Raw genomic sequence first — 24382 nt, 5'->3', positions numbered from 1 at the left:
GTGCCGGCCCGGCGGAGGTGCACGGTTCTCGGAACTGACTCATGAGCAGGATTTTGCGTTGATTCATCGAAATATTGCAGAGGTAGGAAGGATGGTCTACAGCTGAGACAGCACAAGTTTCACCAGAAGCACCCATGGCTCAGCCGTGGTGGCAACTCCGGTGCCGCCCACGGGCCTTGGAGGTGAAGGATCCGACCTTGCACGGGATTTGCACTGCCAGGCACGCGCTGGCCTGCGGCTCGATCAGCGAGTTGCGGAGACCTGCGTCCGCCGCACGCAAGCGAACGCAAGCAGCGCAAGATTTTACTCAACCGCGTTGCGTAGAACCGGGCCGTCGATGTGGCCGCCAAGGTCGTGGCGGGGTCTCAGGCAGAACGATCTCAGACTGGAGCGTTGGCGCTGGTCGCGTCGAAGTCCTGGCCGAGTTGGGGCCGTACCGCGCGCAGTTGAGGGCTGACCCGGCTGAGGGCGCGGGCGAGCGTCAGGGCCAGTTCGCGCGTCGGCGCCTTCGCCGCGCGGTCGCCATGCCGCGCGCTCCGCGAGCGTCTTCGACCGCTGGTACGGCGCGATGTCGGCGTCCACGTTCGTCCAGTCCACTTCCGTGAACGGCGTCGAACGGGGCGGGTGGCCGTAGCCGATGGCGCCGAAGGCGCTGCGCTGCCCGGTCATCGCCGCGATCAGCCAACTCCTGGATGCCGGAAAGCAGGACGGCAGCATTCGCCAGGACGCCGACCCCGGCGACTTCCTGCAGCTCACGGGCACGCTGTGGCGCGCCGCGTCGGGATCCGAGGACCGGTCGCCGCGCATGCTGGCCCTCATCCTCGACGGTCTCCGCGCCCGACCGTAGACGCTCAGTCCAGGCAGAACTCGTTGCCCTCGACGTCCTGCATCACGATGCACGAATCGTTGCCGTCGTACAGCAGGCGCACACGCACCGCGCCGAGGGCGAGGAGCCGCTCGCACTCGGCCTCAAGCGTGGCGAGGCGCTCTTCGCCAACCAGCCCCGTGCCGACCCTGACGTCGAGATGCACCCGATTCTTGACGACCTTGCCCTCGGGAACACGCTGGAAGAACAATCGCGGCCCCACACCTGAGGGGTCACCGCAGGCGAACCACGAACCCCGATCCTCAGGAGACCGGGAGCGGTCGAACTCCTCCCAAGTGGCGAAGCCCTTCGGCGGCGGCGATACGACGTATCCCAACACCTCGCACCAGAAGCGAGCGACACGTTCGGGTTCCGCGCAGTCAAAGGTGACCTGGAACTGCTTGATCGTCGACATCAGCGCACCCTAACAGGGGGCTCTGTCGCTCATCTCCCGGCGCTGGCAGGGCACTTGCTCAATCGCGGCGGCCTTCGGGGCGATGGAGCAGCGGGCGCAGCGTCTCGATGACGCTCGGATCGTCCACCGTGGACGGGATCGGTTCGTCGTGGCCGTCGGCGATACCGCGCATCGTCTTGCGCAGGATCTTCCCCGAGCGCGTCTTGGGCAGGGCGGCCACGACGGCGACCTCCTTCAGCGAGGCGACGGCACCGATGCGCTCGCGCACGAGCCGGACCAGTTCCGCCTCGATCTCCTTCGGGTCGCGGTCGGTTCCCGCCTTCAGGACGACGAAGCCGCGCGGCACCTGCCCCTTGAGGGCGTCCGCGACGCCGATCACGGCGCACTCGGCGACGTCCGGGTGCGCGGCCAGGGTCTCCTCCATGCTGCCGGTGGACAGCCGGTGTCCGGCGACGTTGATGACGTCGTCGGTTCGGCCCATGACATAGACGTAGCCGTCCTCGTCGATGTGCCCGCTGTCGCCGGTGAGGTAGTAACCGTCGTAGGCGGAGAGGTACGAGGCGACGAAGCGGTCGTCGTCGTTCCAGAGGGTGGGCAGGGAACCGGGCGGCAGGGGGAGCTTCACGACGATCGCGCCGTCGACGCCCGCCTCCACGGGCTGCCCCGCCGGGTCGAGGACACGGACGTCCCAGCCTGGCAGGGGGCGGGTGGGCGAGCCCGGTTTCACGGGGGCGGCCTCGATGCCGACCGGGTTGGCGACGATCGGCCACCCTGTCTCCGTCTGCCACCAGTGGTCGATCACCGGGATGTCCAGTAGGGCGGCGGCCCAGTGGTACGTCTCGGGGTCGAGGCGCTCACCGGCGAGGAAGAGATACCGCAGCCCGGAGAGGTCGTACTCGGCGGTGAGGGTGCCCTTCGGGTCCTCCTTCCTGATGGCGCGGAAGGCGGTGGGCGCCGTGAACATGGTCTTGACGCCGTGCTCGGCGACGACCCGCCAGAACTGGCCCGCGTCCGGGGTGCCGACCGGCTTGCCCTCGTACAGCACGGTCGTGGCACCGGCCAGCAGCGGCCCGTAGACGATGTACGAGTGCCCGACGACCCAGCCGACATCGGACCCGGTGAACATCGTCTCGCCCGGGCCGATGTCGTACACGGCACCCATCGACCAGTGCAGAGCCACGGCACAACCGCCGCAGTCGCGGACGACTCCCTTGGGTTTCCCGGTCGTTCCGGACGTGTAGAGGATGTAGAGCGGATCGGTCGCGGCCACCGGTACACAGTCGGCCGGCGACGCGTCGGCGACCAGTTCGGCCCAGTCGAGGTCGTCCGGCCCCAACTCGGCCCGCTGCTGCGGCCGTTGCAGGATCACTTGCTTGTACGGCTGGTGCCCGGCGAGTTCGATCGCCTGGTCCAGCAGTGGCTTGTACGGGATGACGCGCTTGCCCTCGATGCCGCAGGAGGCGGAGACGACCACCTTGGGGGTGGCGTCGTCGATACGGACCGCGAGTTCGGGCGGCGCGAACCCGCCGAAGACGACCGAGTGGACGGCGCCGATCCGTGCGCAGGCCAGCATCGCGATGGCGGCCTCGGGGACCATCGGCATGTAGATGACCACGCGGTCGCCCTGCCCCACGCCGAGCCCGGCGAGCACCCCGGCGAAGGCCGCCACCTCGTCCCGCAGGCGGGCGTAGGTGTAGGTGCGCCGGGTGCCGGTCACCGGTGAGTCGTAGATGAGCGCGGCCTGTTCGCCCCGGCCGGCCTCGACATGCCGGTCGACCGCGTTGAAGCAGACGTTGAGGCGGCCGTCCGGGAACCAGCGGTGGAAGGGCGCGGCCGAGGAGTCGAGGGCACGGGACGGCGCCACCTCCCAGTCGACGCCTGCCGCCGCCCGCAGCCAGAACCTCTCCGGGTCTTCGAGGCTGGTCCGAAAGACGTCCTCGTACATTCCCATCGCGCTCTCCTTGACCCGAGTCGTGGTGGCCCGCCTGCCACCATGTCACACGTTGATCATGTGATCGCCAAGCCGTGAGCGACCTTCCTGACCGCTTCACCGGGGTGCGGGTGCGCCCGACGGCTGCCCGGCCTCGGGAGGGCCGACCCTCACGAGCGGTCTTCCAGGATCTCGCCGGCCGCGCGGGTCGCGTCCTCGTTCCAGCGACGCTGCGCCTCCAAGGTCTCCCGATTCCGGGCGACGAGCTGATTCTGCATGCGTACGTCGATGGCATGGACGATGCGGACATAGCCGGTCTGCTGCTTGCAGCGAGCGTCGGCGGACGCGGTCCGCTTCTCGAGAGCGGAGGGCTCCCCGGGGTCGCGGGAGGATCCGTTCAGCCGCTCCTCCAGCTCCTGGCGTTGGCGGTCGTCGCCGATCTCGGCGTCCCTGGGGCTTGCGTAGCGGTGGCCGGCTTTGCGCATGCAGGCCGACCAGGCCCTGTCCGCCGCCTTCCAGGCGGGGACCTGCCGCCCCAGCTCAAGGCTCTTCGTCTCCAGGGACAGGACCGGATCCTTCCGGTCCTGCGGATTCGTGCCGTGGATCGCCCGGTCCGCCTCGCCGAGACAGCCGCGCCTCGGGATGCGGTGGCCGTGCACGCTTTTCGGGTCCTCCTGGACGAACTCGCCGGTGAGCGCGAGGTACTCGGACAGGGTCCAGTCCTTCTGCGGGTAGCGGCGCTCGTGCTCGGCCCGCGCCGCCTGATAGCCGTACCGTGCGGCCTGCCCGGGGTCCTGGACGCCGTAGCGGAGGTCGTCGGAGGCGTAAAGGGCGAACTGCACCACCCCTGTGCCCGCGGGGCGGCGGGGCCAGGCGGGGACCGGGTCGACATCGAGGTCCTTGAGGCTGCCGAACCCCAGGCGCACCATGCAGTCCTTGGCGAGCGTCCAGCGTGCCCTGCCGACCGTACGGACGTCCTCGTCCGACATGTCGTAGGCGGCGAGCGGCAGGAAGCGCGGGTCGTCCGGGGAAGTGGGGCTCGCGGAGGAGGCGGGCGGGCCTGACGGCCGGCCGCATCCCGCGAGGGCGATGGCCAGGGCCAGGACCGGTAAGAGGGGGGCGGCTGTGCGCATGGGGCCACCCCATCAGGGCCCGGGAAGGGCGGACCGTGGTGGAGGCCACACTTCCGGGTCACAGCCGGATCACGGGGTCGGCACCGGTCAGCCGTTCGCGTACAGATCCGGGCATGAGCGGTCGTCCCGGTTTTCCTACCGGAGGGAATGAGTCACTGCACCTCACACCGGCCCCCTCTTGTCTCGGGCGGCATGCCACCCGTACGCTCACTCACCGTACCGACCAGCCGGTATGACACACGGAAGAGCCGGTGGGTGACGCCGGCCGCCGGGTGAACGCGTAATGCGACCGTCGAAGGAGCCGCCGGAGATGAGCAGGATCAACCGTCAGGTGCGCCTGGCCGCGCGTCCCGTGGGAGAGCCTCGGCCCACCGACTGGGAGCACGTCGAGGAGCCGGTGGGGCAGCCCGGCGACGGGGAGTTCCTGGTGCAGGTGCTCTGCCTCTCGATCGACCCGGCCATGCGCGGCTGGATGAACGCGGGCAGGTCCTACATCCGCCCGGTGGAGCTGGGCGAGGTGATGCGCGCCGGTGCGGTGGGGCGGGTGATCGAGTCCCGGCACTCCGGGTTCGCGGTCGGCGACCATGTGTCGGGCTCGTTCGGCGTGCAGGAGTACTGCGTGTCGAACGGTCGCGACGTGACCAAGGTCGACCCGGAAGCGGCTCACTTGCCGACGTATCTCGGCACGCTCGGTATGTCGGGCCTGACGGCGTACTTCGGCCTGATCGACGTCGGTCGCCCCCAGCCCGGCCAGACCGTCGTGGTCTCCGGAGCGGCAGGGGCCGTCGGCAGCGTCGTCGGGCAGGTCGCCAAGAACCTTGGCTGCCGCGTCATCGGCATCGCCGGCGGCGAGGCCAAGTGCCGGCTGGTGGTGGACGAGTTCGGGTTCGACGCCGCGATCGACTACCAGAAGGAGGACATCCGCAAGGCGCTGCGCGAGCACGCCCCCGACGGCGTCGACGTGTACTTCGACAACGTCGGCGGCGACGTTCTGGACGCCGTACTGCTCCGGCTCGCCCGCGGTGCCCGCATCGTCGTCTGCGGTGCGATCTCCCAGTACAACAGCACACAGCCACAAGGCCCCGCCAACTACCTGTCGCTGCTGGTGAACCGTGCCTCCATGACGGGCATCGTGGTGTTCGACTACGCCGACCGGTACGGCGAGGGCATCGCGCAACTGGCCAAGTGGCGGGCGGAGGGCCGGCTGACGTCCCTTGAGGACGTGGTGTCCGGCTCTGTCGCGGAGTTCCCCGAAACGCTGATGCGCCTGTTCCGTGGTGACAACCGCGGCAAGTTGGTGCTGAAGATCGCGGACTGAGCGGACCGAAGAGGGGAGGGAGAGATCCGATGAAGGCACTGACCTACCACGGCCGTCACGACATCCGGTACGGCGATGTCCCCGACGCGGCCGTCACAAACCCCACCGACGCGGTGGTGCAGGTGACCTCGGCCGGCATCTGCGGCAGCGACCTGCACATCTACGGCGGCCACCCGTTCAGCCCGGAGCTGGGCTACACACCGGGGCATGAGTGCGTCGGCGTGGTCGTCGAGACCGGCGGCCAGGTCACCCGCTTCAAGCCCGGCGACCGGGTCCTGGTGCCCGCCTCGGTGGGCTGTGCGCAGTGCCGGTCGTGCGCGGCCGGGTTCACCGCCCGGTGCGAGCGCGCGAAGTCGAGCATGGAGCTCTGCTACGGCGTGAGCCCGCAGCTCCAGGGCAGCCAGGCCCATGCGCTGGCGGTGCCCTGCGCCGACGTCAATCTGGTGCGGCTGCCCGAGAGCATCTCCGACGAGGCCGCCCTCGTCCTCACGGACAACGCGCCCACTGCCTGGTACGGCTGTCGGCGCGCCCGCATCCAGCCCGGCGAGACGGTCCTGGTGGTCGGCCTCGGTCCGGTCGGCCTCATGGCGGCGCAGTCCGCCTTCGCGATGGGCGCCGCGCGGGTACTGGGCACGGACCTGGTCGCGGAGCGCCGTGCCTTCGCCGCGACCCTGGGTGTCGAGCCTGTCGAGGGTGAGGACGTACGGGCGGCCGTACGGGAGATGACCGGCGGCCGCGGTCCGGACGCCGTGGTGGAGGCCGTGGGATCGGACGCGACCATCGAGCTGGCCCTCAAGGCCGTACGACAGGCCGGCCGGGTGAGTGTCATCGGCGTCAGCCAGAACAAGGCGTTCCCCTTCCACATGGGACTGGCGCAGATAAAGGAACTCGAGTTCGCGATCGGGCTGTGTTCGGTGCACTACGAACTCCCTCCCCTGATCGCCCTCACCCAGGCCGGCCGGATCAAGCCCGAGGCCGTGGTCTCCCACCACTTCGCGCTGTCCGAGGGCCCGGCGGCGTACGAACTGTTCGCGGGGCGTGCCGACGGCGTCCGCAAGATCGTTCTCGATCCGACCCGCTGACGATTCCTTTGGGGCCGCCTCGGTTTCGCCGAGGCGGCCCGCAGCCGTGCCCTGGGGCCACGGCAGCCTCATTCGGCCAATCCCCGCCCGGCCGTGGACACCGGACACTCTGAATGGAACGCTCGCTCCAGACCGCGGGCAGTACTCAGGTGGCGCCCCGGCCGCGCCGACGCCGTTCCCCGCACGAGCCGCGCACCCGCTCATCAGCACGAAGTCCTCGCAGCCGCAGAGTCCTGGTACGCCCGGAATGCTCGCCGAGAGGGGTTCACCCCATGAAATCCATGGCCACCACGGCCGCAACCGCCGTCGTGCTTCTGTCCATTGCGGCGCATCCCACCGCCCTTGCCGCCGCTCCCCCGGCCCCCGGCCCGACGGAGTTCGCCGTCGACACCACGTCCGACGCGGTAGACGTCGACGGATCGGACGGCCGGTGCCTGACCGCTTCGGGCGCGTGCAGTCTGCGTGCCGCGGTAATGGCCGCCAACGCCCGCCCGGGCAGCACGATCACACTGCCTCCGGGCCACTACCGGCTGACGATCCCGCCCGACCCGCGGCTGATCATCGGCGACAACCCCGACCCCACCACGGGCGATCTGAACGTCGCCGCCCAGACCACGATCAAGGGTGCCGGCGCGCGGAGCACGGTCATCGACGCCAACCACCTGGACCGCGCCTTCCGCATGCAGGCGGACAGCCGGCTGTCCGATCTGACGATCACCGGTGGAGTGGCCAGGCAACGCGAGCTGCCCATCACCGACACCGGCGGCGGCGCGATCGCCAACGGACATCACATGACGCTGCGACGGGTCACGGTGACCGGGAACTCCGCCGGTTACGGCGGGGGCATCTTCAACGTCCCCGGCTCCCACCTCGATCTGATCGACAGCACCGTCAGCAGGAATGTGGCGGGCGAAGCCGGCGGCATCCGGTTCGACGCCACCGGCACCGTGACCAGCTCGACGATCGCGGACAACCGGGTGACGAACCCCGGCGACCGCCCGGGCAGCCTCGCCGGTTACGGCGGAGGCATCGACATCCGCGGGAGGGGCCCCGTGGAGATCCTCAACTCGACCATCACCGGGAACCGTTCGAGCGACGGCGGGGGCGGCATCAACTTCGCCCCCGCCTATCTCGACAGCCTGCCCTCGCCGATCCCCGACGTCATCGACCTGCCTCTGGGGCGTATGACGCTGCGCAACTCCATCATCGCGGGCAACACCGTCGACGGCGCGGCAGCCGACTGCAAGAAGGCCTTCGCCACCATCGCGTCACTGAGCAACAACCTGGACAGCGACGGCAGTTGCCGACTCACCGCACCCGGCGATCTGCCCGGCCGCACCCCACGGATCGGCCCGCTCACGGACAACGGCGGCCCCACCGACACGGTCGCGCTACTGCCCGGCAGCCCTGCTCTGGACGCCGCCGACGACTGCCCGGCCGCGGATCAGCGTGGCGTCGCGCGCCCTCAGGGCGCGCCCTGCGACATCGGCGCCTACGAGCACACGTCATGACCCCGGGCCCGTCCCCGAAAGGGATGGGAGCGCCACGCCACGCTCCGGCCCGAGTCACAGCCGTCTTCGCGGCCCTGCTCCTGACACTGACCGTCCCCCCGGCCGCTGCCCACTCCGGCACCGGGCCCGACTCTCCGGTCGTACGCACGGACCGGGGCTGGGTGCGGGGCACGGCAGCCCGCGACGGCGGTCGGGTCTTCCAAGGGATCCCGTTCGCAGCCCCGCCGACCGGCGAGCTGCGCTGGCGTCCACCACGACCCGCGGCACGCTGGTCCGGCACACGGGACGCCACCGCACCGGCCCACCCTTGCCCCCAGTTACCTCTGACGTTGCTCCCCGACGGCGGCCCGGTCCTGCCCGGCGAGTCCAACCGGACCGGCAGCACGGTGGAGGACTGCCTGTACCTCAATGTCCGTACACCCGCCCGCACCAGCGGCCGGCCTCTCCCGGTACTGGTCTGGCTGCACGGCGGCGCCAACGCCTACGGCGCCGGCAGCGACTACGACGGCGCCGCACTGGCCGCACGCGGCATGGTCGTGGTGACGGTCAACTACCGCCTCGGAGCACTGGGGTTCCTGGCGCACCCGGCTCTGTCGACCGAGAGCACCGACCGTGCCTCCGGCGACTACGGCCTGATGGACCAGCAGGCCGCATTGCGGTGGGTACGGCGCAACGTCGGCGCCTTCGGCGGCGACCGGAACCGGGTGACGCTCGGCGGCCAGTCCGCCGGATCGGCGGACACCTGTCTCCACATCGCCTCGCCGACGGCGAAGGGCCTGTTCCACCGGGCGATCCAGCAGAGCGGAGCGTGCGCAACGGACGGCGGTCTGACACCCCTCAAACTCGACGCTGCCGAGCGAAAGGGAAGCGACTTCGCGGCCTCGGTCGGCTGCACCGAGCCGACGAACGCGGCGGCCTGCCTGCGTGCGGTACCCACCACCCAACTGATCCGCGCCACCGGGACAGGAGCCGCCTCCCTGTGGGCCCCGAACACGGGTCCTCAAGTCCTCCCCCGCACTCCGCGGACGGCGTGGGCCGAGGGACGAGTGAACGCGGTCCCCACGCTGAACGGCAACACCCATGACGAATACCGCTACTTCACCGCGTTGTACGTGGACCTCCTCGGCGGCGGTCCACTGACCCCCGACTCGTACGCCGCCCTCATCAGGCTCCAGTACGGGGACCGAGCCGCCCGGGTCCTGGACACATACCCGGCCTCGGCGTATCCGTCCCCCAACCTGGCGTACTCCGCCGTCGGCACCGACCAGCGGTTCGCCTGCCCGGCACGAGCCGACAGCCGTCTGTACGGGAGCCGTGCGCCCGTCTACGCCTACGAGTTCGACGACGCGCAGGCACCACCGTTCATCCCGGCACCGCATACGCCGCAGGGCGCCTTCCACGCCTCCGAACTGGCCTATCTCTTCCCGACGGAAGTACTGGCGCCCTTGACGCCCGCCCAGCGGCGGCTGTCCGCCACGATGACCGCGTACTGGGCCCGGTTCGCGGCCACCGGCAACCCCAACGGACCCGGCACTCCGCCCTGGCCGCGCTACACCACCACCGGAGACCGCATCCAGGTACTGGCAACGGACCGGGTCGGACCCACCACCGGTTTCGCGACCGACCACCAGTGCCCGTTCTGGCAGCCACCTCGATCCCCGGAGGAGCCGTGAGATGACATCGACCCTCCGATCCCTCCACTACCGGGTCGTCATTCCCCGGTCGTGATGTGCCCGGAAGGGGCGTCCTCGCCAGGGACGCCCCTGACCGGAACCCCGTGATGGTCCGCCAGAGCCAGCAGCGCCACACGCAACGGCCCGGTGTCCAGGACCGTGTCCGGCTCGAACCAGCGGGCCACCGCGGTTCCGCTCGCCACCCTCAGCGTGAAGCGCGCCAACTCGTCCGCGACCTCGGGCCGGTCCCGCAGTGCGAACACAGAGCCAATCGAATCCCGGGTCCATGTCAGCAGCGCGTCGCGGTACTGATGGACCTCGGCTGCCGCGGCCGCACTGGCGTCCTGCTGCACCATGCCCAGGCCCAACAGCAGCTTCACACCTCGCGGATGGCGCTGAAACGCGTGCTCGACTTCTCTCAGAAAGGTGTCCAGACGCTCCGCGACGTCGGCGCCCGGCACTTCGCTCGGCGGCAGGGCGTCCAGCAGCGCGATCCTCGCACGCTCCAGTACGGCGACGTAGATCCCGTCCTTGCTGCGGAAATGCCAGTAGATGGAACTGGTCGGCAATCCGGACGCGGCGGAGATCATCGAGATCGACGTGGCGGCGTACCCATGGCGCGACATCAACTCACCACCGGTGTCGAGTATCGCGTCCCGCGACCGCGCGCCTCGGTCCATTGCCGGTGCCTCCGTCATAGCGCCGACTCTAGAGGAGCCTTCTTCAGAATGGCCTGCTCGATCGCGGATCCGAGAAAGGCGAGGGTCAGTTCTGCCCGGCGGGTGATCCACTGCTCCGTCGCAGAGCCGGGTACGCCGTAGCGGCGCTGTCTGATGTCATCCACCACGTCGGTGGGAGCGCCCAACTCCGTGAGGACACGGAGAGCATCGCCCTTGGTGATCAGCCTGCCGTCTCTCAGCGTCGCTGTCGCTCTGGCGACAGTCAGCAGGCCGAGGTCGATCCAGATGTCACGCCTCCACCACTCCGGGTGGTCCAGGGCGGGCAGCCAGAAGCTCTTCAGGTCCTGGATGACGAAATCAGCAAGCTGGCTGTCAGTCACCGGCGGCAGGAGATCCGCTGGTGGCCGGCCGTACAGGACGAGTCCGAAGTCGTGAAGCTCCCGCCTGGTCACCGGTGTGACCGGCCGATGCATCAACTCCTCGTGTGCCCACGTCAGGTGTGGGTGTGCGGGGTCATCCAACTCCGTGGCTGTGGGGTAGCTGCAATGCAGCTTCGACGCAAGCAGTGTGACGTTCCCCAGGTTCTGATGCACCTCGGCAAGCTGCTGTTGCTCCGCTGCCGTACAGGGTCGCTCCACGACCGCGATCAGATCGAGGTCGCTGCGGCCCGGCTGGTAGTCGCCACCGGCAAGCGACCCGTGCGCCCACACGGAAACCAGCGGCACGACCGGCCGGAGAGCTCCGACGAAACGCTCGATGAGTTGCCCAGTGATCTGATCCGTCATGGGGGAAGTCTGCGACCGCGGGCTGCCGAGCAAACCCGACGCGAAACGGGGGAGTGAATCCGTACGAAGGGGCGCGGCGCACCCTGACAGATCGCCGACAGTCGGTGAGGCCGATCCGGGAAGGTGTGCTTACGCTCCTGGAGTCGGCCGTCCGGTTCGGCCGAGGCGGCGGCGGTCCGGAAAGCCGAGGGTCAGGCGCCGCGTCGTACGCGGGCCGCCTTGCGGGCCTCCGCGAGCTTGGCGGCCTCGCTGGTCTTGCGGGACGACCGGGACGACCCTGCGCCGGAACCGCGCTTCGTGTCCTTGGTGCTGCCGAGGCCCCGGAACGGGGTGTTGTGGTTCTTGGGGCGCTGTGCGGTCGGCCCGCCGTCGAGGGGTACGCCTGAGGGGGCCTTGGCGCCGGTGATCCGGGTCAACTCGGCCTCGCCGGAACGCACTTTGGTGACCTTGGGGGCGACGCCGGCGTCCGTCATGACCTGGCTCGTCTCGCGGCGCTGTCCCGACATGGTGAGTGTCACGACGGTGCCCGAGCGGCCGGCCCGGGCCGTGCGGCCCGCGCGGTGCAGGTAGTCCTTCGGGTCGGTGGCCGGGTCGACGTTGACCACGAGGTCGAGGTCGTCGACGTGCAGGCCGCGCGCGGCGACGTTCGTCGCCACCAGCGCGGTGACCTGCCCGTTCTTGAACTGGGCCAGAGTCTTGGTGCGCTGCGGCTGGGACTTTCCGCTGTGCAGGGCGGCGGCCGGCACGCCACTGGCCCGCAGATGGCGCGTGAGCTGGTCGACGCCGTGCTTGGTGTCCAGGAACAGCAGAACGCGGCCGTCCCGGGCGGCGATCTCCGTGGTCACGGCGTACCGGTCCGGGCCGTGCACGACGAAGACGTGGTGCTCGATCGTGGAGACCGCACTGGAGGAGGGGTCCACGGAGTGCACGACGGGGTCTCGGAGGTAGTTCCGCACCAGCTGATCGACGTCGCGATCGAGCGTGGCGGAGAACAGCATCCGCTGGCCGTCGGGACGCACCTGGTCCAGGATCTCGGTGACCTGCGGCAGGAACCCCATGTCGCACATCTGGTCGGCCTCGTCCAGGACCGTGATGCGCACCCGTCCCAGTCGGCAGCCCTTGCGCTCGATGAGGTCGTGCAACCGACCGGGCGTGGCCACGACGATCTCCGCGCCGTCCCGCAGCGCGGCGGCCTGCCGGCCGATGGACACCCCGCCCACCACGGTCGCGAGCCGCAGCCGCAGTGCCTCGGCGTACGGCGTGAGCGCCTCTCCGACCTGCTGCGCCAGCTCCCTGGTGGGGACCAGGACGAGCGCCAGCGGTTCCTTGGGCTGTGCGCGCCGCCCGGCCGTCCGGGCGAGCATCCCGAGGCCGAAGGCGAGCGTCTTGCCGGAGCCTGTGCGGCCCCGGCCCAGGACGTCCCGTCCCGCGAGCGCGTTCGGCAGCGTCGCCGCCTGGATGGGGAAGGGCACGGTCACATCGCGCTCGTCGAGCGCCCGCAGGATCTGGGCCGGCAGCCCCAGCTCCGCGAAGGACGTCGCCGAAGTGGCGTCCGCCGGCTCGGCCATTTCGTCCTGCTGTCGGGCATCGGGACGTGCTGATTCGCTCACAGAGAGCCTTCCTCCGAAGGGACCGTACCGAGGAAGGCGCGGCGGGGACGCGGCCACCGGCCGGGGAGACCGTATGGGCCACCGACACAGCCACGCCGCAAACGGAAAACACTAGCACGGGGCACGCTGCCCGAGCCGCCTCGACGTGTACACGCCTCCCCGGGCGACGGCCGTCCGGGGCACCGGTCACGGCAATGACCAGAACTGTTCCGTGACCAGGTAGAAGACGACGGCCCAGAAGGCGATCGCCACCGCGACGACACCCAGGCCACGGAGGTTGCTCCTTGTCGCCCGTTCCTCCGGCGGTGGCCGCAGCCATCGCCCGAGCAGCGGGTTCACGTAGTAGGGCATGGTCAGGAAGCTCATGATGAAGCTCGACAGCAGATTGCCCACGAGCAGTCCGATCCAGAGCGGCATGTGCAGCGGGAACAGGGCGAGCGTCAGCAGCACGACGGTCGGGTACAGGCCGACCCAGACGGCGAGGGAGGTCCTGGTCTCGGAGGGCGGCGGCGCCGCCTCCTTGCCGTTGCCCTCGAAGGCGAACCAACTGCCGAACGAGTTGTCGATCGTGCGCAGCTTGAAGTCGCTGAACTTCTCGCCCTCGGCCAGGACCTTCCGCCGCTGGGGCGACGTGAGCCAGGCGTCGAGGTGCTCGGCGCTGTCGTAGCGGTACAGCGTGGTCCATTCCTCCTGCAGCCCCTCGATGGGGCGGAAGAGCTCGGTCCCGCGAAAGCCCTCGAACTTGCTCTCCTCCTGGACCATGTGGTTCTGCCAGTCGAGGAAGTCGTCGACCTGGTTCGGGTGGACACGGTGGGTGACGACCACGGTGACCAGCGGATCCAGTGACTGGGTGCCGCTGCTGACCACCTGCTGGGTCGCCGGACCGTCGAAGTACTTGGAGCCCACGTCGAGATACGTCTGCCTGGTCCCGCTGTTGATCCACGCCTGCAGATGCGCCACCGAGTCGAACCGGTAGACGACGACCCAGTCGGGTTGCAGCGGTGTCGGCGGGGAGATCTCGGCGCCGAGGAAGCCGGGGTAGTAGGCGGCCGCGGCGTTGAGGTCCCCCTGCCACGACTCGTACTCCTCTTCCATCCCGGGCAGGACCTTCTGGCCGATGATCGCCGTCGCCGCGGCGGCCAGGTTCTTTTCGGCATTCATGGTGGCTCAACCTGTCGACACCGACTGCTCCGCGGGGAGCCGGCCGTAGATGCGTTCCGGAGTCAGCGGCAGCGCACGGTAGCGGACGCCCGTCGCGTCGTGCACCGCGTTCGCGAGCGCGGGGGCGACCGGGTTGATGCAGCACTCGGCCATCCCTTTCGCCCTCATGGGCCCGACCGAATCCGCCGAGCCCACCAGGAGGACCTCGGTGCGGGGGATGTCGGCGTAGGTGGGGATGCGGTAGTTCCGGAGGTTCGGGTTGACCACGGCACCGTGGTCGTCGAGGTGGAGGTTCTCGGTCAGCGCGAAGCCGATTCCCTGGGCGACCCCGCCCTCCACCTGTCCGCGAACCTGCGCGGGGTTGATGATCACCCCGGCGTCCGCCGCGTGCACGCTGTGGAGGATCCGTATCTCGCCCGTCACCCGGTGCACGGCGACCCGGAATCCCTGCGTGTTGGAGGTGACGCTCCGGGGTGAGCCGTATGCCTTGCGTGCGGCGGTGAAACGGATGCCGCGCGTCCGGGCCAGCGCGACGACTTCGGCGAGCGAGACCCGCCGGTCCCCGCAGACGACTCCGTCGTCGTCCAGCGTGCACATCACGACGTGGACACCCGTGTGCGCCGCGGCGAACTGAAGGATGCGGTCGCGCACGGCATTGGCGGCCCGCAGGACCGCGTTGCCCGCGACGAAGAGGCCGGCACTCGCGAAGGCACCGGTGTCGAATCCCGTGCGGTCGGTGTCGGACTGCACCAGCCGGATCCGCGACGGCGTCGTGCCCAGCTGGTTGGCTGCGATCTGGACGTGGGCCGTGGAGGTGCCCTCCCCGAACTCGACGGTTCCGACGGCCAGTTCGTAGATGAGATCGTCGCCCAGCGTGACCCAGGCCTCGGAGAGGTGTTCCGTCGGGGGCGCGGTCTCGTGCAGGGAACTCGCCACGCCGGCTCCGACGAGCCAGTGCGGGCCGGGCGGCGGGCGGTCGGCCGAACGGGCCAGGGCGTCGCCCACCAGGTCGATGCATCCGGCGAGGCCGTCCTCGGTGAAGACCACGTCGTCGGGGCCGTCGTGCAGAGCGACCAGGGGCTCACCCGGTCGCACGATGTTGCGTCGGCGCAGTTCCAGCGGGTTCATGTGGAGGGCGCGGGCCAGTTCGTCCATCGCCGACTCCACGGCGAACGCCGGCTGTGTCATGCCGTAGCCGCGCAGCGCTCCGCTCGGCACGGTGTTCGTGTACACGGAGTACGCGTCGTACTTCTTGTTGGGGCAGCGGTAGAGCATGACCGCGGCTCCGCCCGCGTACACCGTCTCGCCGCCGTGGTTGCCGTAGGCGCCCGTGTTCGACACGTTGCGTACCTGGAAGGCGGTGAGCGTTCCGTCGGTCCTGGCGCCGAGTTTGACCGTCAGGGTCATCGGGTGCCTCGGTGAGGCCGTGGTGAACTCCTCCTCGCGGGTGTATTCGAGACTGGCGGGCCGGCCGGTGTCGAGGGTGGCGAGCGCGACCAGGTCCTCCGCGATCACCTCCTGCTTGCCGCCGAATCCGCCGCCGACGCGCTTGCAGAACACCCTCACCCGGTCGGGGCGCAGTGCGAACAGGTACTCCAGTTTGACCTTGGCGATCGACGGCGACTGCGAACTGGTTCGGACGTTCAGCCGGCCGTCCTCCATCCAGGCGATCGCACCGTGGGTCTCGAGATGCGCGTGCTGCACGCGCGGTGAGAAGTACGTCCCTTCGTGGATCGTGTCGGCCGCGGCGAATCCCGCGTCGACGTCGCCGATGTGCGAGTGGAGTTCGAGCAGGATGTTGTGGGCGGGGTCGCGGACGAACGGATCGTCGGAGCCGTGCAGTTGGGGTGCGCCGTCGGCCATCGCCGCCTCGGGGTCGAACACCGCCGGCAGCACCTCGTACTCGACCGCGAGCCGCCTGCAGCCCTCCTCGGCGGCGCCGACCGTGTCGGCCAGGACCGCGGCGACGCGCTGGCCGGCGAAGCGGACCGTGTCGTCGAGGATGTACGTGTCGTCCGGGTCGACGAGGTGGTCGGTGTGGATCGCCGTGGTGAAGCGTCTGCGGGGTACGTCCTGCCAGGTGTAGACCCGGTGCACGCCGGGCACCGCGAGGGCGGCGCTCTTGTCGATCGAGAGGATCCGGGCGTGCGCGTGGGGTGAGTGCAGCACCTTGAGGTGCAGCAGGCCGTCGATATGCGTGTCCATGGTGAATTCGGCGTGCCCCGTCACCACGTCGTGCCCCGCGGGCGCGCCGACGCTCGTCCCGACGGCCTTTCCCGGTGCTGCCGTCTCCACCGCTCCGACGCCCTTCACGGCGTCCTCGATCGCCCGGTATCCGGTACAGCGACAGAGATTGCCCTTCAACGCCCGTGGCAGGTCCGCCTTCTGGTCCTCGCTGAAGGTGGCCGACGTCATGATCATCCCTGCGGTGCAGAAGCCGCACTGGAACCCCGGGGCGTCCTCGAACTGCCGCTGCATGGGATGCGGCGCGCCGGGCCGTCCAAGGCCCTCGATGGTGGTCACTTCGTGGCCGTCCGCGCGGAAGGCGGGGGTGATGCAGCTGTGTACGGGGGTTCCGTCCAGCCACACCGTGCAGGCACCGCAGTCGCCCGCGTCGCACCCCTTCTTGACCCCGAAGTGGCCGAGTTCGCGCAGGAAAGTGCGCAGGCACTGGCCGGGGGCCGGTTCCCTGTCGAAGTCCTTGCCGTTCACGAGATAGCTCATGGCAGGTCCCCCTCCATGAGTTCGCGGCGGATCTCTTCGGCGAAGTGCCGTGTCAGATGGCGACGGTGCTCGGGGGTTCCGTTGGGATCGGCGTACCAGACGTCCGCCGGCACGGCGTCGATGCTCTCCCGCAGGGTTCGGCCGTCGGGCAGGGCGTCGAAGGCGAGGCGGATCGGCCGTGTGGTGCCGGCGGTGAGGGTGAGCAACAGGTTCTTCGCTCCCGGCCGTTGGGTGCCGACGAGGAACACCGTCGAACGGCCGAGCCGGGTCAGCGTGAAGCGTCGGTGCGAGGTGCGTTGGCGCAGCGCACGTTCGGGAATGGTGATGCGCCTGAGGATCTCCCCGGGGGCGAGATCGTTGCGGTGGTCGCCTGTGACGAAGTCGAGGGCGTCGACGAAACGCACGGAGCCGTCGGGAGCCCACAGGACGTACCGCGCCTCCAGCGCGACCGTCGCCGTGATCATCGGGCCGGCGGGCAGGGACATGCAGATGTTTCCGCCGACGGTCGCCGAGTTCCAGACCTTGAACGAGGACAGGAATGCCTCACAGCTCGCGCGGAAGAGCGGTCCGGCGGTCCAGCGCTGCGGCCACGGGAAGGTGTACAGCTCGCGGATGGTGCATGTGGCACCGATCTCCAGGCCCTCGTCCGTCGGGACCAGAGGGTCCCAGCGCAACGTCGTCAGGTCGATCAGCCGCCGCAGGTCCGGTTGCTCGGTGGAGTAGAGCCATGTTCCGCCCGCGAGCCACGCGTCGCCCTCGTGCCAGTCCCTGCCCGGCCGCTCGGACGGTCGCCGGATGACTTCGGTGATGGTGTTGAGGTCCATGAAGACCGACCTACGGGAGAGCTGGCCTACGGAAGACAACTGTCCCGTGGCACTGCCGGAGTTGCTCTCCCGCTGACCGGGCAGATGGTGACCACCGTGCCGCACCGCTGTGGACGGCCGAGCCGTGAGAGAACGGCGGGCACGGAAACTTTCGTCCTAGTTTATAGCAGCATGTGAAGGACGGCTCAAGGGCGAAAGCGGCTGAAGGTAGCCGACGCGACCCGCTGACGTAACTCAGGGTATTTGATCGAGCGCTGCAAGCATTCAGCGTGCGTAGGCACCTTTCCATCACCGGAGCGCGCCACCTCGCTTCGGTTGCCACCAGAGCCGCAACTATCCACTCGGAGTTTCGGCGCCGGGCGTCAGCCGTGCCCGGCACCGAAACCATCCCCACCGGACGCCCCTGTTCGCTCCGCGCACGCCGTTTCCTGGGCGGCCATCACCTCGTCACCGTGTTCGAAGGCCCAGGCTCCGACGGCGTCGATGGGGGTGAGCAAGGTCCGGCCCAGAGGCGTGAGTTCGTACTCGACACGTGCGGGTGCGTCGGGGTGGGCGTGCCGGTCGATCAGGCCGTTGAACTGCAGGCGGCGCAGCGTTTCGGTGAGGACCTTGGAGCTGATTCCGCCGATCCGCTCCCGTAGTTCGACCGGGCGACTCGGACCGTCGCGCAGTGCCCAGAGCACCACGGCGTTCCAGGTGTTGGACAGCAGGTCGAAGGCGAGGCGGGCGCGGCAGTCGGCGAGGAAGGCGTCGTTGGTCACGTACCAAATGGTGCCCGGACGTCTCTCTAGCGTCCCTGTGAACGGTCGATGCGGACGCGGAGAGGGAACGTGCGATGAGGATCGGTGTACTGGGGACGGGCAATATGGCCGATGCGCTGGCCACCCACTGGGTGCGCGCCGGGCATCAAGTGACCGTCGGGGGGCGGGACCAACGCAAGGCGGAGCTGCTCGCCGCCCGCATCGGCGGCGGCGCCGGGTCCGGCGGTCTGCGTGCGGCGGCCGAGTCCGGTCAGGACGTGGTGCTGGCTGCGCTGCCTTTCGGGGCAGGGGCGGAGGTGGCTCGGGAGCTGCGTGCCTACCTGGCGGGCAAGGTGCTGCTCGACTGCTCCAACCCCGTCGGGCCGGGCTTTCGGCTGCTGACTCGGCATGGTGTGTCAGCCGCGCGGCAGTTGGCCGCGGCGGCACCGGGGGCTCACGTGGTGAAGGCCTTCAATCTGTGTCATGAGGACGTGTGGCGGATGCGGCCGCCCGTCTTCGACGGCCGGCCTCTTGCCGTGCCGGTGTGCGGGGACGACGCCACCGCCCTCGCGCGCGTCCGCGAATTGGTGACTGATTTGGGCTGCACACCGGTTGCCGGTGGTGGTCTCGAACGGGCGGGGCTGCTGGAGGCGACCGCCGCGCTGTTCATCTCCCTGTGGGTCGGGCAGGGAGCGGACGTACAGGCCATCGCGCCTCCGCTGGCGTACGCGACGGGCCCGAGCCAGAAGGCAACGGAGGGCGGCACGGGGGTCTGAGAGCAAGACCCGGGCACGACCCCGTCAAGGCTGGACGTCGAGCACCTCCGGCACCGGGCGGCGCGGGGTTCCGGGGCCTTTCGGGCCGTACCCGAGTCGCAGCATCATCTGTGGGTGGCCGGTCCCCGTCACCGGGTCCCGCAGTGGCCAGCGCAGGTCGTTCCATTCCAGGGGCTGGCTGACGAAGGAGCCGGCCAGGCCCTGGAGTGTGGCCAGCAGCAGGACGCGTTGCATGGCCTGGCCTGCGCGGAGCCAGTCCTCCGGGCGGTCGTGAGGTGTGCTGAGCAGGGCCAGTTGAGGGGTCCGTTCGAAGTCCGCGGCGTCGCGGTCCGCCACCTGCCGGTGGCCTGTGAAGTCGCGCATGGGCGCCTTTCCGCCGCGCTTGCGCGGTCCGAATGCGTACTGCGGGACTCCCTCGACCGGTGCGTCCGCCGGCGAGGCGGCGATCCGGGTCCACCGTTCCAGGTCCTGCTCGCTGCCGGGGTCGGTGATGTTGCGGGCCTCCGCCTCCTGGATCGTCTCCAGTACGTTCTCCAGGTGCCAGGAGGCGGGGAAGGTCAGGACGGCTCCTTCCAGGCGTGCGGCCTCGGCGAGAGCCTCGTGGACGGTATGCGGGATCTCCGTCTCCTCGAAGGGGTCTCGGCTGCTGTGCCGCTGGTGGATCGCCGGGTACAGCGCGGCGAGGGCGCTGGTGTCGGGGGCGGGGTCTGTGAGTCGTACGGTCGCGAGGAGTTCGCGGTCCGCGAGGTCGGGCAGGAGTCGGGTCTGCGGATGCAGGCCCTCGTGCGCCACCGCGACCCGCAGGTTCAGCAGGGCGGCGGCGCAGCCGAGGTGGAGGCTGCGGCCGTCGGGATCGGAGTGCGGCGTGCCCCGCTCGAAGTCGGCGCGCACCTCGAAGGTGTGCCGGCTCCGGTGGTAACGGAACTGCCAGGGCTGCGCGTTGTGCATCGACGGGGCGGCCGTGGCGTCGTGGATCAGCGCCGCGACACGCTCGTCGGCCGGTGTACGGCGGGTCATCACAGCCTCCCCTCAAGAGGGCACTCGGCACTTCTCAATGCCCATTGGTTGCCTGGCGATCGGCCGGAGCGATGCGGCGGCCCGTGAGGCGTACGGGGCGGATCGCCACCCACATCTCCCGCGTCCCGCCGGCCCATGGCGCGGTGTGAGCGTGCTGGACGAGTCGGCGTACGGCGGCGGTTTCGGTCACGGCGCTCGCTGGGCCGACCGCCAGGACGCTCCACCCCTGGCTCAAGGCGTCGTCCATGTGGTCGACCTCGAAGGCGGCATCCGTTCCGACGGCGGCCGCGGCAGCAGAGCCGGGCGCGGTCCGGAAGACGATGTCCTCGTCGACGATCTCGTAGTTGACCGGGATGATCGCCGGGCGTCCGTCGGGCGTCGTCACGGCGATGCGCCCGACGCCGTGCGTCGACAGCAGGGCGTGGCACTCCTCCGGGCCGAGATCGCGCAGGTGGGGATGGAGCAGTGCGTGGCCCTGACCGGGTGGGGTGTCGATGCCTGCCCCGCGCAGCGCGGTGACGGTGGTGCCCAGTGCGTCGGCCAGGCGGATGAGCGTCGCCACGGTCGGGTCCGCCGGGTGTTCCTCCAGGTAGGCCAGGTAGTCCGGGGACATGCGGGCGCGGCGGGCCGCCTCTCCGCGGCTGAGCCCGTGCCGGCGGCGTTCCACCGCGACGCGTCGTCCGACGTCGCCGGGGTTCGGTCCGCCTGCCTGCTTTGCGGCCTTGGACGTGGGCTCCGCCTCGCTCGCGTCGGTGCCGGGCGGGCCGTGATCGGGATGGCGGACATGCGCGTCGGGGCCGGGGAAGACGAGCGTCACCTCGTCCGTGTCCGACCAGCGCACGTCGTACGGGGGTGTCCCGTCCTCGTGGTGCAGTCCGACAATCGCTCCGTCGCGCCGTGCGGCGCCGGTGGCGGGGCTTTCGATGACGAGCTGGTCGCCGAGGTGAGCTCGCATGGTCCTCGCCCTTCCTCGCAGTGGTGCTGCCTCCAACGTGTCATCCCGGGCCCACCGCGGCTTGAGTCGATCGGCCCTTGCCGCAGGCCGCCGTATGGGTCGACCGGCCCCTGTTCGCACGAGGCACCGACTCCACGGCATGCGAAATTGCAAAATTTCGCAACTGCCTAGATGCTATAGAAGCTGTGCCCGCAAAATCCGGTAGCCGCGGGCACAGCATCTGTCTCCGCTCCGAGGTGGGGCGCTGCAGGGGAAGCCGAGGGGTTGTGTCCGTTCCGCTGTACCAGGCCAAGGCCGAGTTCTTCCGGATGCTGGGGCACCCCGTGCGGATCCGGGTGCTGGAGCTGTTGCAGGACGGACCGACGCCCGTGCGGGACCTGCTGGTCGCCATCGATGTGGAGCCGCCGGCCCTGTCGCAGCAGTTGGCGGTGCTGCGCCGGTCGGGGATCGTCACCGCCTCCCGGGAGGGCTCGACGGTCGTCTACGCGCCGGCGGGCGGGGACGTCGCGGATCTGATGCAGGCCGCGCGGCGGATCCTCACCGAGGTGCTCTGCGGACAGGGTGCTCTGCCGGCCGAGCTGCGGGACATCGAGGTCGCCGCGCGATGACGTCGCTGAGCAGCCGGGCAGGGGCCCGGTTCGGCGCGCTGCTGCCCACCCGTGCCGATCTGACGGACATGCGGCGCGACCCCCGGCGTGACCTGCTCGCCGGTCTGACCGTGGCGATCGTGGCTCTGCCGCTCGCGCTCGGCTTCGGTGTCTCCTCCGGTCTCGGCGCCGAGGCGGGCCTGGCGACGGCCGTGGTGGCCGGCGCGCTCGCCGCGCTCTTCGGCGGCTCCAATCTCCAGGTGTCCGGGCCGACGGGGGCCATGACCGTCGTACTGGTGCCGATCGTCGGCGCGTACGGGCCGACCGGTGTGCTGACCGTCGGGCTGATGGCAGGCGTCATGCTCGTGGCGCTGGCCGCGCTGCGGGCCGGGAAGTACATGCGGTACGTTCCCGCGCCCGTGGTGGAGGGCTTCACGCTCGGGATCGCCTGCGTGATCGGGCTTCAGCAGGTCCCGGGCGCGCTCGGGGTGCCGAAGCCCGAGGGCGATCGGGTGCTGGTGGTGACCTGGCGGGCCGTCGAGGAGTTCGCGCGGCATCCGAACTGGACGGCGGTCGGCCTCGCGGCTGCGGTGGCGGCGGCCATGCTGGTCGGCGCTCGCCTGCGGCCGACCGTGCCGTTCTCGATCCTCGCCGTGATCGCGGCCACCGTCGTCGCCCAGCTGGCAGGTCTGGACGCGGCCGAGCCGATCGGCGACCTGCCCTCCGGGCTCCCGGCGCCCTCGCTGGGCTTCCTGGAACTCGGTTCGCTCGGCACCCTGCTCGCCCCGGCCGTCGCCGTGGCGGCGCTCGCGGCTCTGGAGTCGCTGCTGTCCGCGTCGGTGGCGGACGGCATGACGGTCGGCCAGCAGCACGACCCCGATCGCGAACTGTTCGGCCAGGGGCTGGCCAACATCGCGGCCCCGCTGTTCGGCGGAGTCCCTGCGACCGGAGCGATCGCCCGGACCGCGGTCAACGTCCGCACGGGTGCCGGTTCCCGGCTGGCCGCCCTCGTCCACGCCGCGATCCTGGCGGTGATCGTCTTCGCCGCGGCACCTCTGGTGTCGAAGATCCCGCTCGCGGCCCTCGCCGGTGTGCTGCTGGCCACGGCGGTCCGCATGGTCGAGGTCGGCTCGCTCAGGGCGATGGCCAGGGCCACCCGCGCGGATGCGCTGATCCTCGTACTGACCGCGATCGCGACCCTCGCCCTTGACCTCGTGTACGCGGTGATCATCGGGTTGGCCGTGGCGGGGGTGCTCGCCCTGCGTGCCGTGGCCGGGCAGGCCCGCTTCGACCAGGTGCCCCTCGACCGTGGCGATCACAGCGTGGAGGAGCATGCCCTGCTGGCCGAGCACATCGTGGCCTACCGGATCGACGGGCCGCTGTTCTTCGCCGCCGCGCACCGCTTCCTGCTGGAGCTGACCGAGGTGGCCGACGTCCGGGTCGTCATCCTGCGTATGTCCCGGGTGTCGACGATGGACGCCACTGGTGCCCTCGTGGTGAAGGACGCGGTGGAGAAGCTGACGCGGCGCGGCATCCTCGTCCTGGCCTCCGGCATCCGTCCCGGGCAGCACCAAGTCCTTGACTCCGTCGGCGCGTTGGACCTGCTGCGGCCCGACGGCAGGGTCTACGCCACCACCCCGGAGGCCATCCGGGGCGCTCGCGACCACCTCGAACGGGCCGGAGTCCTGCCCGCGGGTGCCGCCCGCCAGGAGCAGCAGGCAGTCTCGAACCCCGCCGATTCCCCCGAGTTCCGTGAGGAGCCCGCGCCATGAGTCTTCCTCCCGCGGCCCTGCGCATGGCCGAGGTCTCCGGTGCGGAAGCGCTGTGGCTGGTGGAGGGCAGCAGCCTCGGGCGGCTGGTGTATCCGCAGCGGGGGCAGTCCGCCATACGGCCGGCCCGGCACGTGTGGGAGTACGGACTTCTCGTCGTCAGGGCTCCCGTCCGGGCGGCTGTCCTGCCCGAGACGGTGACCTACCAGGTGGACGAGATCCGAGCGGTGGGCGGCACCGGCTGGACGGTCACCCTGTCCGGCCCCGCCGAGGTGATCGGCGACCCCGACGAGGCGGCCCACTACCGGCGCACCCTGACCGGCTGGACGCACGGCCCGCACGACACCGTGCTGTGCCTGCGTCCCAGGACGGTGAGCGGATTCCGCCTGCTCCGAGCGGAGGTGTGACGGCCGTGCGACTTGCAGCCCTCCCCCACCGCCACGTCCTCACCCTGCCGAACCAGCCGGGCGCGGTACGCCTGGCCCGCGAGACGGCCGAGCGGGCCCTGGCCGAATGGGGAATCGGCCCGCGGCATCCCGTCGTGGACGCGGCCCTGCTGATCCTGGGCGAGCTGGTGACCAACAGCGTCCGGCATGCCGCGGCCCGCTCGCCGCAGGTGACGGTGATCTACACGGCCGGCCGGGACTGTCTGGCCTTCGCCGTCCACGACCGCCACCCGTACCAGCCGCCTCTCATCGGCGCGAGCAGCGGCGGACTGGCGACCGTCATGGAGCTCACCCATGAACTGGGCGGCACGGCGGTCGTCCGCGCGGACGGCGACCAGCAGGGCAAGAGCATCTGGATCACCCTGCCCCTCTGACCCCGAC

General features: G+C 70.3%; 22 protein-coding genes. 10 read left to right on the top strand and 12 right to left on the bottom strand.

Going from position 1 to position 24382, the window contains the following annotated elements:
- The first annotated feature begins 637 nt into the window (after positions 1 to 637).
- The gene (locus PGH47_RS41115; RefSeq protein ID WP_271667735.1) at positions 638 to 847 is read left to right on the top strand and encodes an SbtR family transcriptional regulator; all 210 of its coding nucleotides are present in this window, start codon (positions 638 to 640) and stop codon (positions 845 to 847) included.
- 4 nt (positions 848 to 851) lie between these two features.
- On the opposite strand, the gene PGH47_RS41110 is transcribed toward PGH47_RS41115, so the two are convergent.
- The 3 genes from PGH47_RS41110 to PGH47_RS41100 form a co-directional block, all read right to left on the bottom strand.
- A complete protein-coding gene (locus PGH47_RS41110) occupies positions 852 to 1280 on the bottom strand; it encodes a VOC family protein (protein WP_271667734.1) in 429 nt (142 codons plus the stop codon).
- Positions 1281 to 1338: 58 nt separating this feature from the next.
- Positions 1339 to 3231: a propionyl-CoA synthetase gene (locus PGH47_RS41105; protein WP_271667733.1), complete on the bottom strand. Its 1893-nt coding sequence runs from the start codon at positions 3229 to 3231 to the stop codon at positions 1339 to 1341.
- Between the two features lie 149 nt (positions 3232 to 3380).
- On the bottom strand, positions 3381 to 4343 hold the full coding sequence (locus PGH47_RS41100) for a hypothetical protein (RefSeq protein ID WP_271667732.1): 963 nt from the start codon (positions 4341 to 4343) through the stop codon (positions 3381 to 3383).
- 310 nt (positions 4344 to 4653) lie between these two features.
- On the opposite strand from PGH47_RS41100, the gene PGH47_RS41095 reads away from it, so the two are divergent.
- The 4 genes from PGH47_RS41095 to PGH47_RS41080 all read left to right on the top strand — a co-directional run bounded on the left by PGH47_RS41095 (position 4654) and on the right by PGH47_RS41080 (position 9927).
- Complete coding sequence (locus PGH47_RS41095) at positions 4654 to 5661, top strand: NADP-dependent oxidoreductase (protein ID WP_271667731.1); 1008 nt, start codon at positions 4654 to 4656, stop codon at positions 5659 to 5661.
- 29 nt (positions 5662 to 5690) lie between these two features.
- Entirely contained in the window at positions 5691 to 6743 is a 1053-nt protein-coding gene (locus tag PGH47_RS41090) for a zinc-binding dehydrogenase (RefSeq protein WP_271667730.1), read from the top strand.
- A 272-nt stretch (positions 6744 to 7015) separates the two neighbouring features.
- Positions 7016 to 8254 carry a choice-of-anchor Q domain-containing protein gene (locus PGH47_RS41085; RefSeq protein WP_271667729.1) on the top strand — a complete coding sequence of 413 codons (1239 nt, stop codon included), beginning with the start codon at positions 7016 to 7018 and terminating at the stop codon, positions 8252 to 8254.
- A gap of 23 nt (positions 8255 to 8277) precedes the next feature.
- A complete protein-coding gene (locus PGH47_RS41080; protein WP_271667728.1) occupies positions 8278 to 9927 on the top strand; it encodes a carboxylesterase/lipase family protein in 1650 nt (549 codons plus the stop codon).
- A gap of 38 nt (positions 9928 to 9965) precedes the next feature.
- On the opposite strand, the gene PGH47_RS41075 is transcribed toward PGH47_RS41080, so the two are convergent.
- From PGH47_RS41075 to PGH47_RS41045, 7 genes are all read right to left on the bottom strand, one after another.
- Positions 9966 to 10625, bottom strand: a complete 660-nt coding sequence (locus PGH47_RS41075) for a TetR/AcrR family transcriptional regulator (RefSeq protein ID WP_271667727.1) — start codon at positions 10623 to 10625, stop codon at positions 9966 to 9968.
- Positions 10622 to 11392: a nucleotidyltransferase domain-containing protein gene (locus tag PGH47_RS41070; RefSeq protein ID WP_271667726.1), complete on the bottom strand. Its 771-nt coding sequence runs from the start codon at positions 11390 to 11392 to the stop codon at positions 10622 to 10624. The genes PGH47_RS41075 and PGH47_RS41070 overlap by 4 nt, the downstream gene beginning before the upstream one ends.
- A 191-nt stretch (positions 11393 to 11583) precedes the next feature.
- Positions 11584 to 12960, bottom strand: a complete 1377-nt coding sequence (locus PGH47_RS41065; protein WP_271668277.1) for a DEAD/DEAH box helicase — start codon at positions 12958 to 12960, stop codon at positions 11584 to 11586.
- A 228-nt stretch (positions 12961 to 13188) separates the two neighbouring features.
- Positions 13189 to 14163, bottom strand: a complete 975-nt coding sequence (locus tag PGH47_RS41060) for an antibiotic biosynthesis monooxygenase (RefSeq protein WP_271667725.1) — start codon at positions 14161 to 14163, stop codon at positions 13189 to 13191.
- Between the two features lie 6 nt (positions 14164 to 14169).
- A complete protein-coding gene (locus tag PGH47_RS41055) occupies positions 14170 to 16887 on the bottom strand; it encodes a molybdopterin-dependent oxidoreductase (protein ID WP_271667724.1) in 2718 nt (905 codons plus the stop codon).
- A complete protein-coding gene (locus PGH47_RS41050) occupies positions 16884 to 17711 on the bottom strand; it encodes an FAD binding domain-containing protein (protein ID WP_271667723.1) in 828 nt (275 codons plus the stop codon). The genes PGH47_RS41055 and PGH47_RS41050 overlap by 4 nt, the downstream gene beginning before the upstream one ends.
- Before the next feature lie 362 nt (positions 17712 to 18073).
- Positions 18074 to 18472, bottom strand: a complete 399-nt coding sequence (locus PGH47_RS41045; protein WP_271667722.1) for a winged helix-turn-helix transcriptional regulator — start codon at positions 18470 to 18472, stop codon at positions 18074 to 18076.
- 74 nt (positions 18473 to 18546) lie between these two features.
- Here PGH47_RS41045 and PGH47_RS41040 point away from each other — a divergent pair, with 74 nt between their 5' ends.
- Positions 18547 to 19227, top strand: a complete 681-nt coding sequence (locus tag PGH47_RS41040) for an NADPH-dependent F420 reductase (protein ID WP_271667721.1) — start codon at positions 18547 to 18549, stop codon at positions 19225 to 19227.
- Between the two features lie 24 nt (positions 19228 to 19251).
- Here PGH47_RS41040 and PGH47_RS41035 read toward each other — a convergent pair whose 3' ends face one another.
- On the bottom strand, positions 19252 to 20244 hold the full coding sequence (locus PGH47_RS41035; RefSeq protein ID WP_271667720.1) for an Acg family FMN-binding oxidoreductase: 993 nt from the start codon (positions 20242 to 20244) through the stop codon (positions 19252 to 19254).
- Positions 20245 to 20278: 34 nt separating this feature from the next.
- Positions 20279 to 21199, bottom strand: coding sequence for a pyridoxamine 5'-phosphate oxidase family protein (locus PGH47_RS41030; protein ID WP_271667719.1), 921 nt, complete (start codon positions 21197 to 21199; stop codon positions 20279 to 20281).
- Positions 21200 to 21465: 266 nt separating this feature from the next.
- On the opposite strand from PGH47_RS41030, the gene PGH47_RS41025 reads away from it, so the two are divergent.
- The 4 genes from PGH47_RS41025 to PGH47_RS41010 are packed head-to-tail and all read left to right on the top strand — an operon-like array spanning position 21466 to position 24375.
- The gene (locus PGH47_RS41025; protein WP_271667718.1) at positions 21466 to 21807 is read left to right on the top strand and encodes an ArsR/SmtB family transcription factor; all 342 of its coding nucleotides are present in this window, start codon (positions 21466 to 21468) and stop codon (positions 21805 to 21807) included.
- A complete protein-coding gene (locus PGH47_RS41020; RefSeq protein WP_271667717.1) occupies positions 21804 to 23558 on the top strand; it encodes a SulP family inorganic anion transporter in 1755 nt (584 codons plus the stop codon). The genes PGH47_RS41025 and PGH47_RS41020 overlap by 4 nt, the downstream gene beginning before the upstream one ends.
- Entirely contained in the window at positions 23555 to 23962 is a 408-nt protein-coding gene (locus PGH47_RS41015; RefSeq protein ID WP_271667716.1) for a pyridoxamine 5'-phosphate oxidase family protein, read from the top strand. The genes PGH47_RS41020 and PGH47_RS41015 overlap by 4 nt, the downstream gene beginning before the upstream one ends.
- 5 nt (positions 23963 to 23967) lie before the next feature.
- Positions 23968 to 24375, top strand: a complete 408-nt coding sequence (locus tag PGH47_RS41010) for an ATP-binding protein (protein WP_271667715.1) — start codon at positions 23968 to 23970, stop codon at positions 24373 to 24375.
- Positions 24376 to 24382 lie beyond the last annotated feature (7 nt).

The organism is Streptomyces sp. HUAS 31 (assembly GCF_028198125.1).
GTDB classification, from domain to species: Bacteria; Actinomycetota; Actinomycetes; order Streptomycetales; family Streptomycetaceae; genus Streptomyces; species Streptomyces chartreusis.
The sequence above is the reverse complement of the archived record's forward strand: the minus strand, read 5'-3'. Positions and strand labels throughout refer to the sequence as shown.

Bases quoted from the DNA above. Each gene is read 5' to 3' on its own strand.
- PGH47_RS41080 (WP_271667728.1), top strand. From the start codon at position 8,278: ATGGGAGCGCCACGCCACGCTCCGGCCCGAGTCACAGCCGTCTTCGCG.
- PGH47_RS41015 (WP_271667716.1), top strand. From the start codon at position 23,555: ATGAGTCTTCCTCCCGCGGCCCTGCGCATGGCCGAGGTCTCCGGTGCG.
- PGH47_RS41090 (WP_271667730.1), top strand. From the start codon at position 5,691: ATGAAGGCACTGACCTACCACGGCCGTCACGACATCCGGTACGGCGAT.
- PGH47_RS41100 (WP_271667732.1), bottom strand. From the start codon at position 4,343: ATGCGCACAGCCGCCCCCCTCTTACCGGTCCTGGCCCTGGCCATCGCC.
- PGH47_RS41040 (WP_271667721.1), top strand. From the start codon at position 18,547: ATGAGGATCGGTGTACTGGGGACGGGCAATATGGCCGATGCGCTGGCC.
- PGH47_RS41065 (WP_271668277.1), bottom strand. From the start codon at position 12,960: ATGGCCGAGCCGGCGGACGCCACTTCGGCGACGTCCTTCGCGGAGCTG.
- PGH47_RS41105 (WP_271667733.1), bottom strand. From the start codon at position 3,231: ATGGGAATGTACGAGGACGTCTTTCGGACCAGCCTCGAAGACCCGGAG.
- PGH47_RS41085 (WP_271667729.1), top strand. From the start codon at position 7,016: ATGAAATCCATGGCCACCACGGCCGCAACCGCCGTCGTGCTTCTGTCC.
- PGH47_RS41115 (WP_271667735.1), top strand. From the start codon at position 638: ATGGCGCCGAAGGCGCTGCGCTGCCCGGTCATCGCCGCGATCAGCCAA.
- PGH47_RS41075 (WP_271667727.1), bottom strand. From the start codon at position 10,625: ATGACGGAGGCACCGGCAATGGACCGAGGCGCGCGGTCGCGGGACGCG.
- PGH47_RS41070 (WP_271667726.1), bottom strand. From the start codon at position 11,392: ATGACGGATCAGATCACTGGGCAACTCATCGAGCGTTTCGTCGGAGCT.
- PGH47_RS41095 (WP_271667731.1), top strand. From the start codon at position 4,654: ATGAGCAGGATCAACCGTCAGGTGCGCCTGGCCGCGCGTCCCGTGGGA.
- PGH47_RS41060 (WP_271667725.1), bottom strand. From the start codon at position 14,163: ATGAATGCCGAAAAGAACCTGGCCGCCGCGGCGACGGCGATCATCGGC.
- PGH47_RS41030 (WP_271667719.1), bottom strand. From the start codon at position 21,199: ATGCGAGCTCACCTCGGCGACCAGCTCGTCATCGAAAGCCCCGCCACC.
- PGH47_RS41020 (WP_271667717.1), top strand. From the start codon at position 21,804: ATGACGTCGCTGAGCAGCCGGGCAGGGGCCCGGTTCGGCGCGCTGCTG.
- PGH47_RS41050 (WP_271667723.1), bottom strand. From the start codon at position 17,711: ATGGACCTCAACACCATCACCGAAGTCATCCGGCGACCGTCCGAGCGG.
- PGH47_RS41055 (WP_271667724.1), bottom strand. From the start codon at position 16,887: ATGAGCTATCTCGTGAACGGCAAGGACTTCGACAGGGAACCGGCCCCC.
- PGH47_RS41035 (WP_271667720.1), bottom strand. From the start codon at position 20,244: ATGACCCGCCGTACACCGGCCGACGAGCGTGTCGCGGCGCTGATCCAC.
- PGH47_RS41110 (WP_271667734.1), bottom strand. From the start codon at position 1,280: ATGTCGACGATCAAGCAGTTCCAGGTCACCTTTGACTGCGCGGAACCC.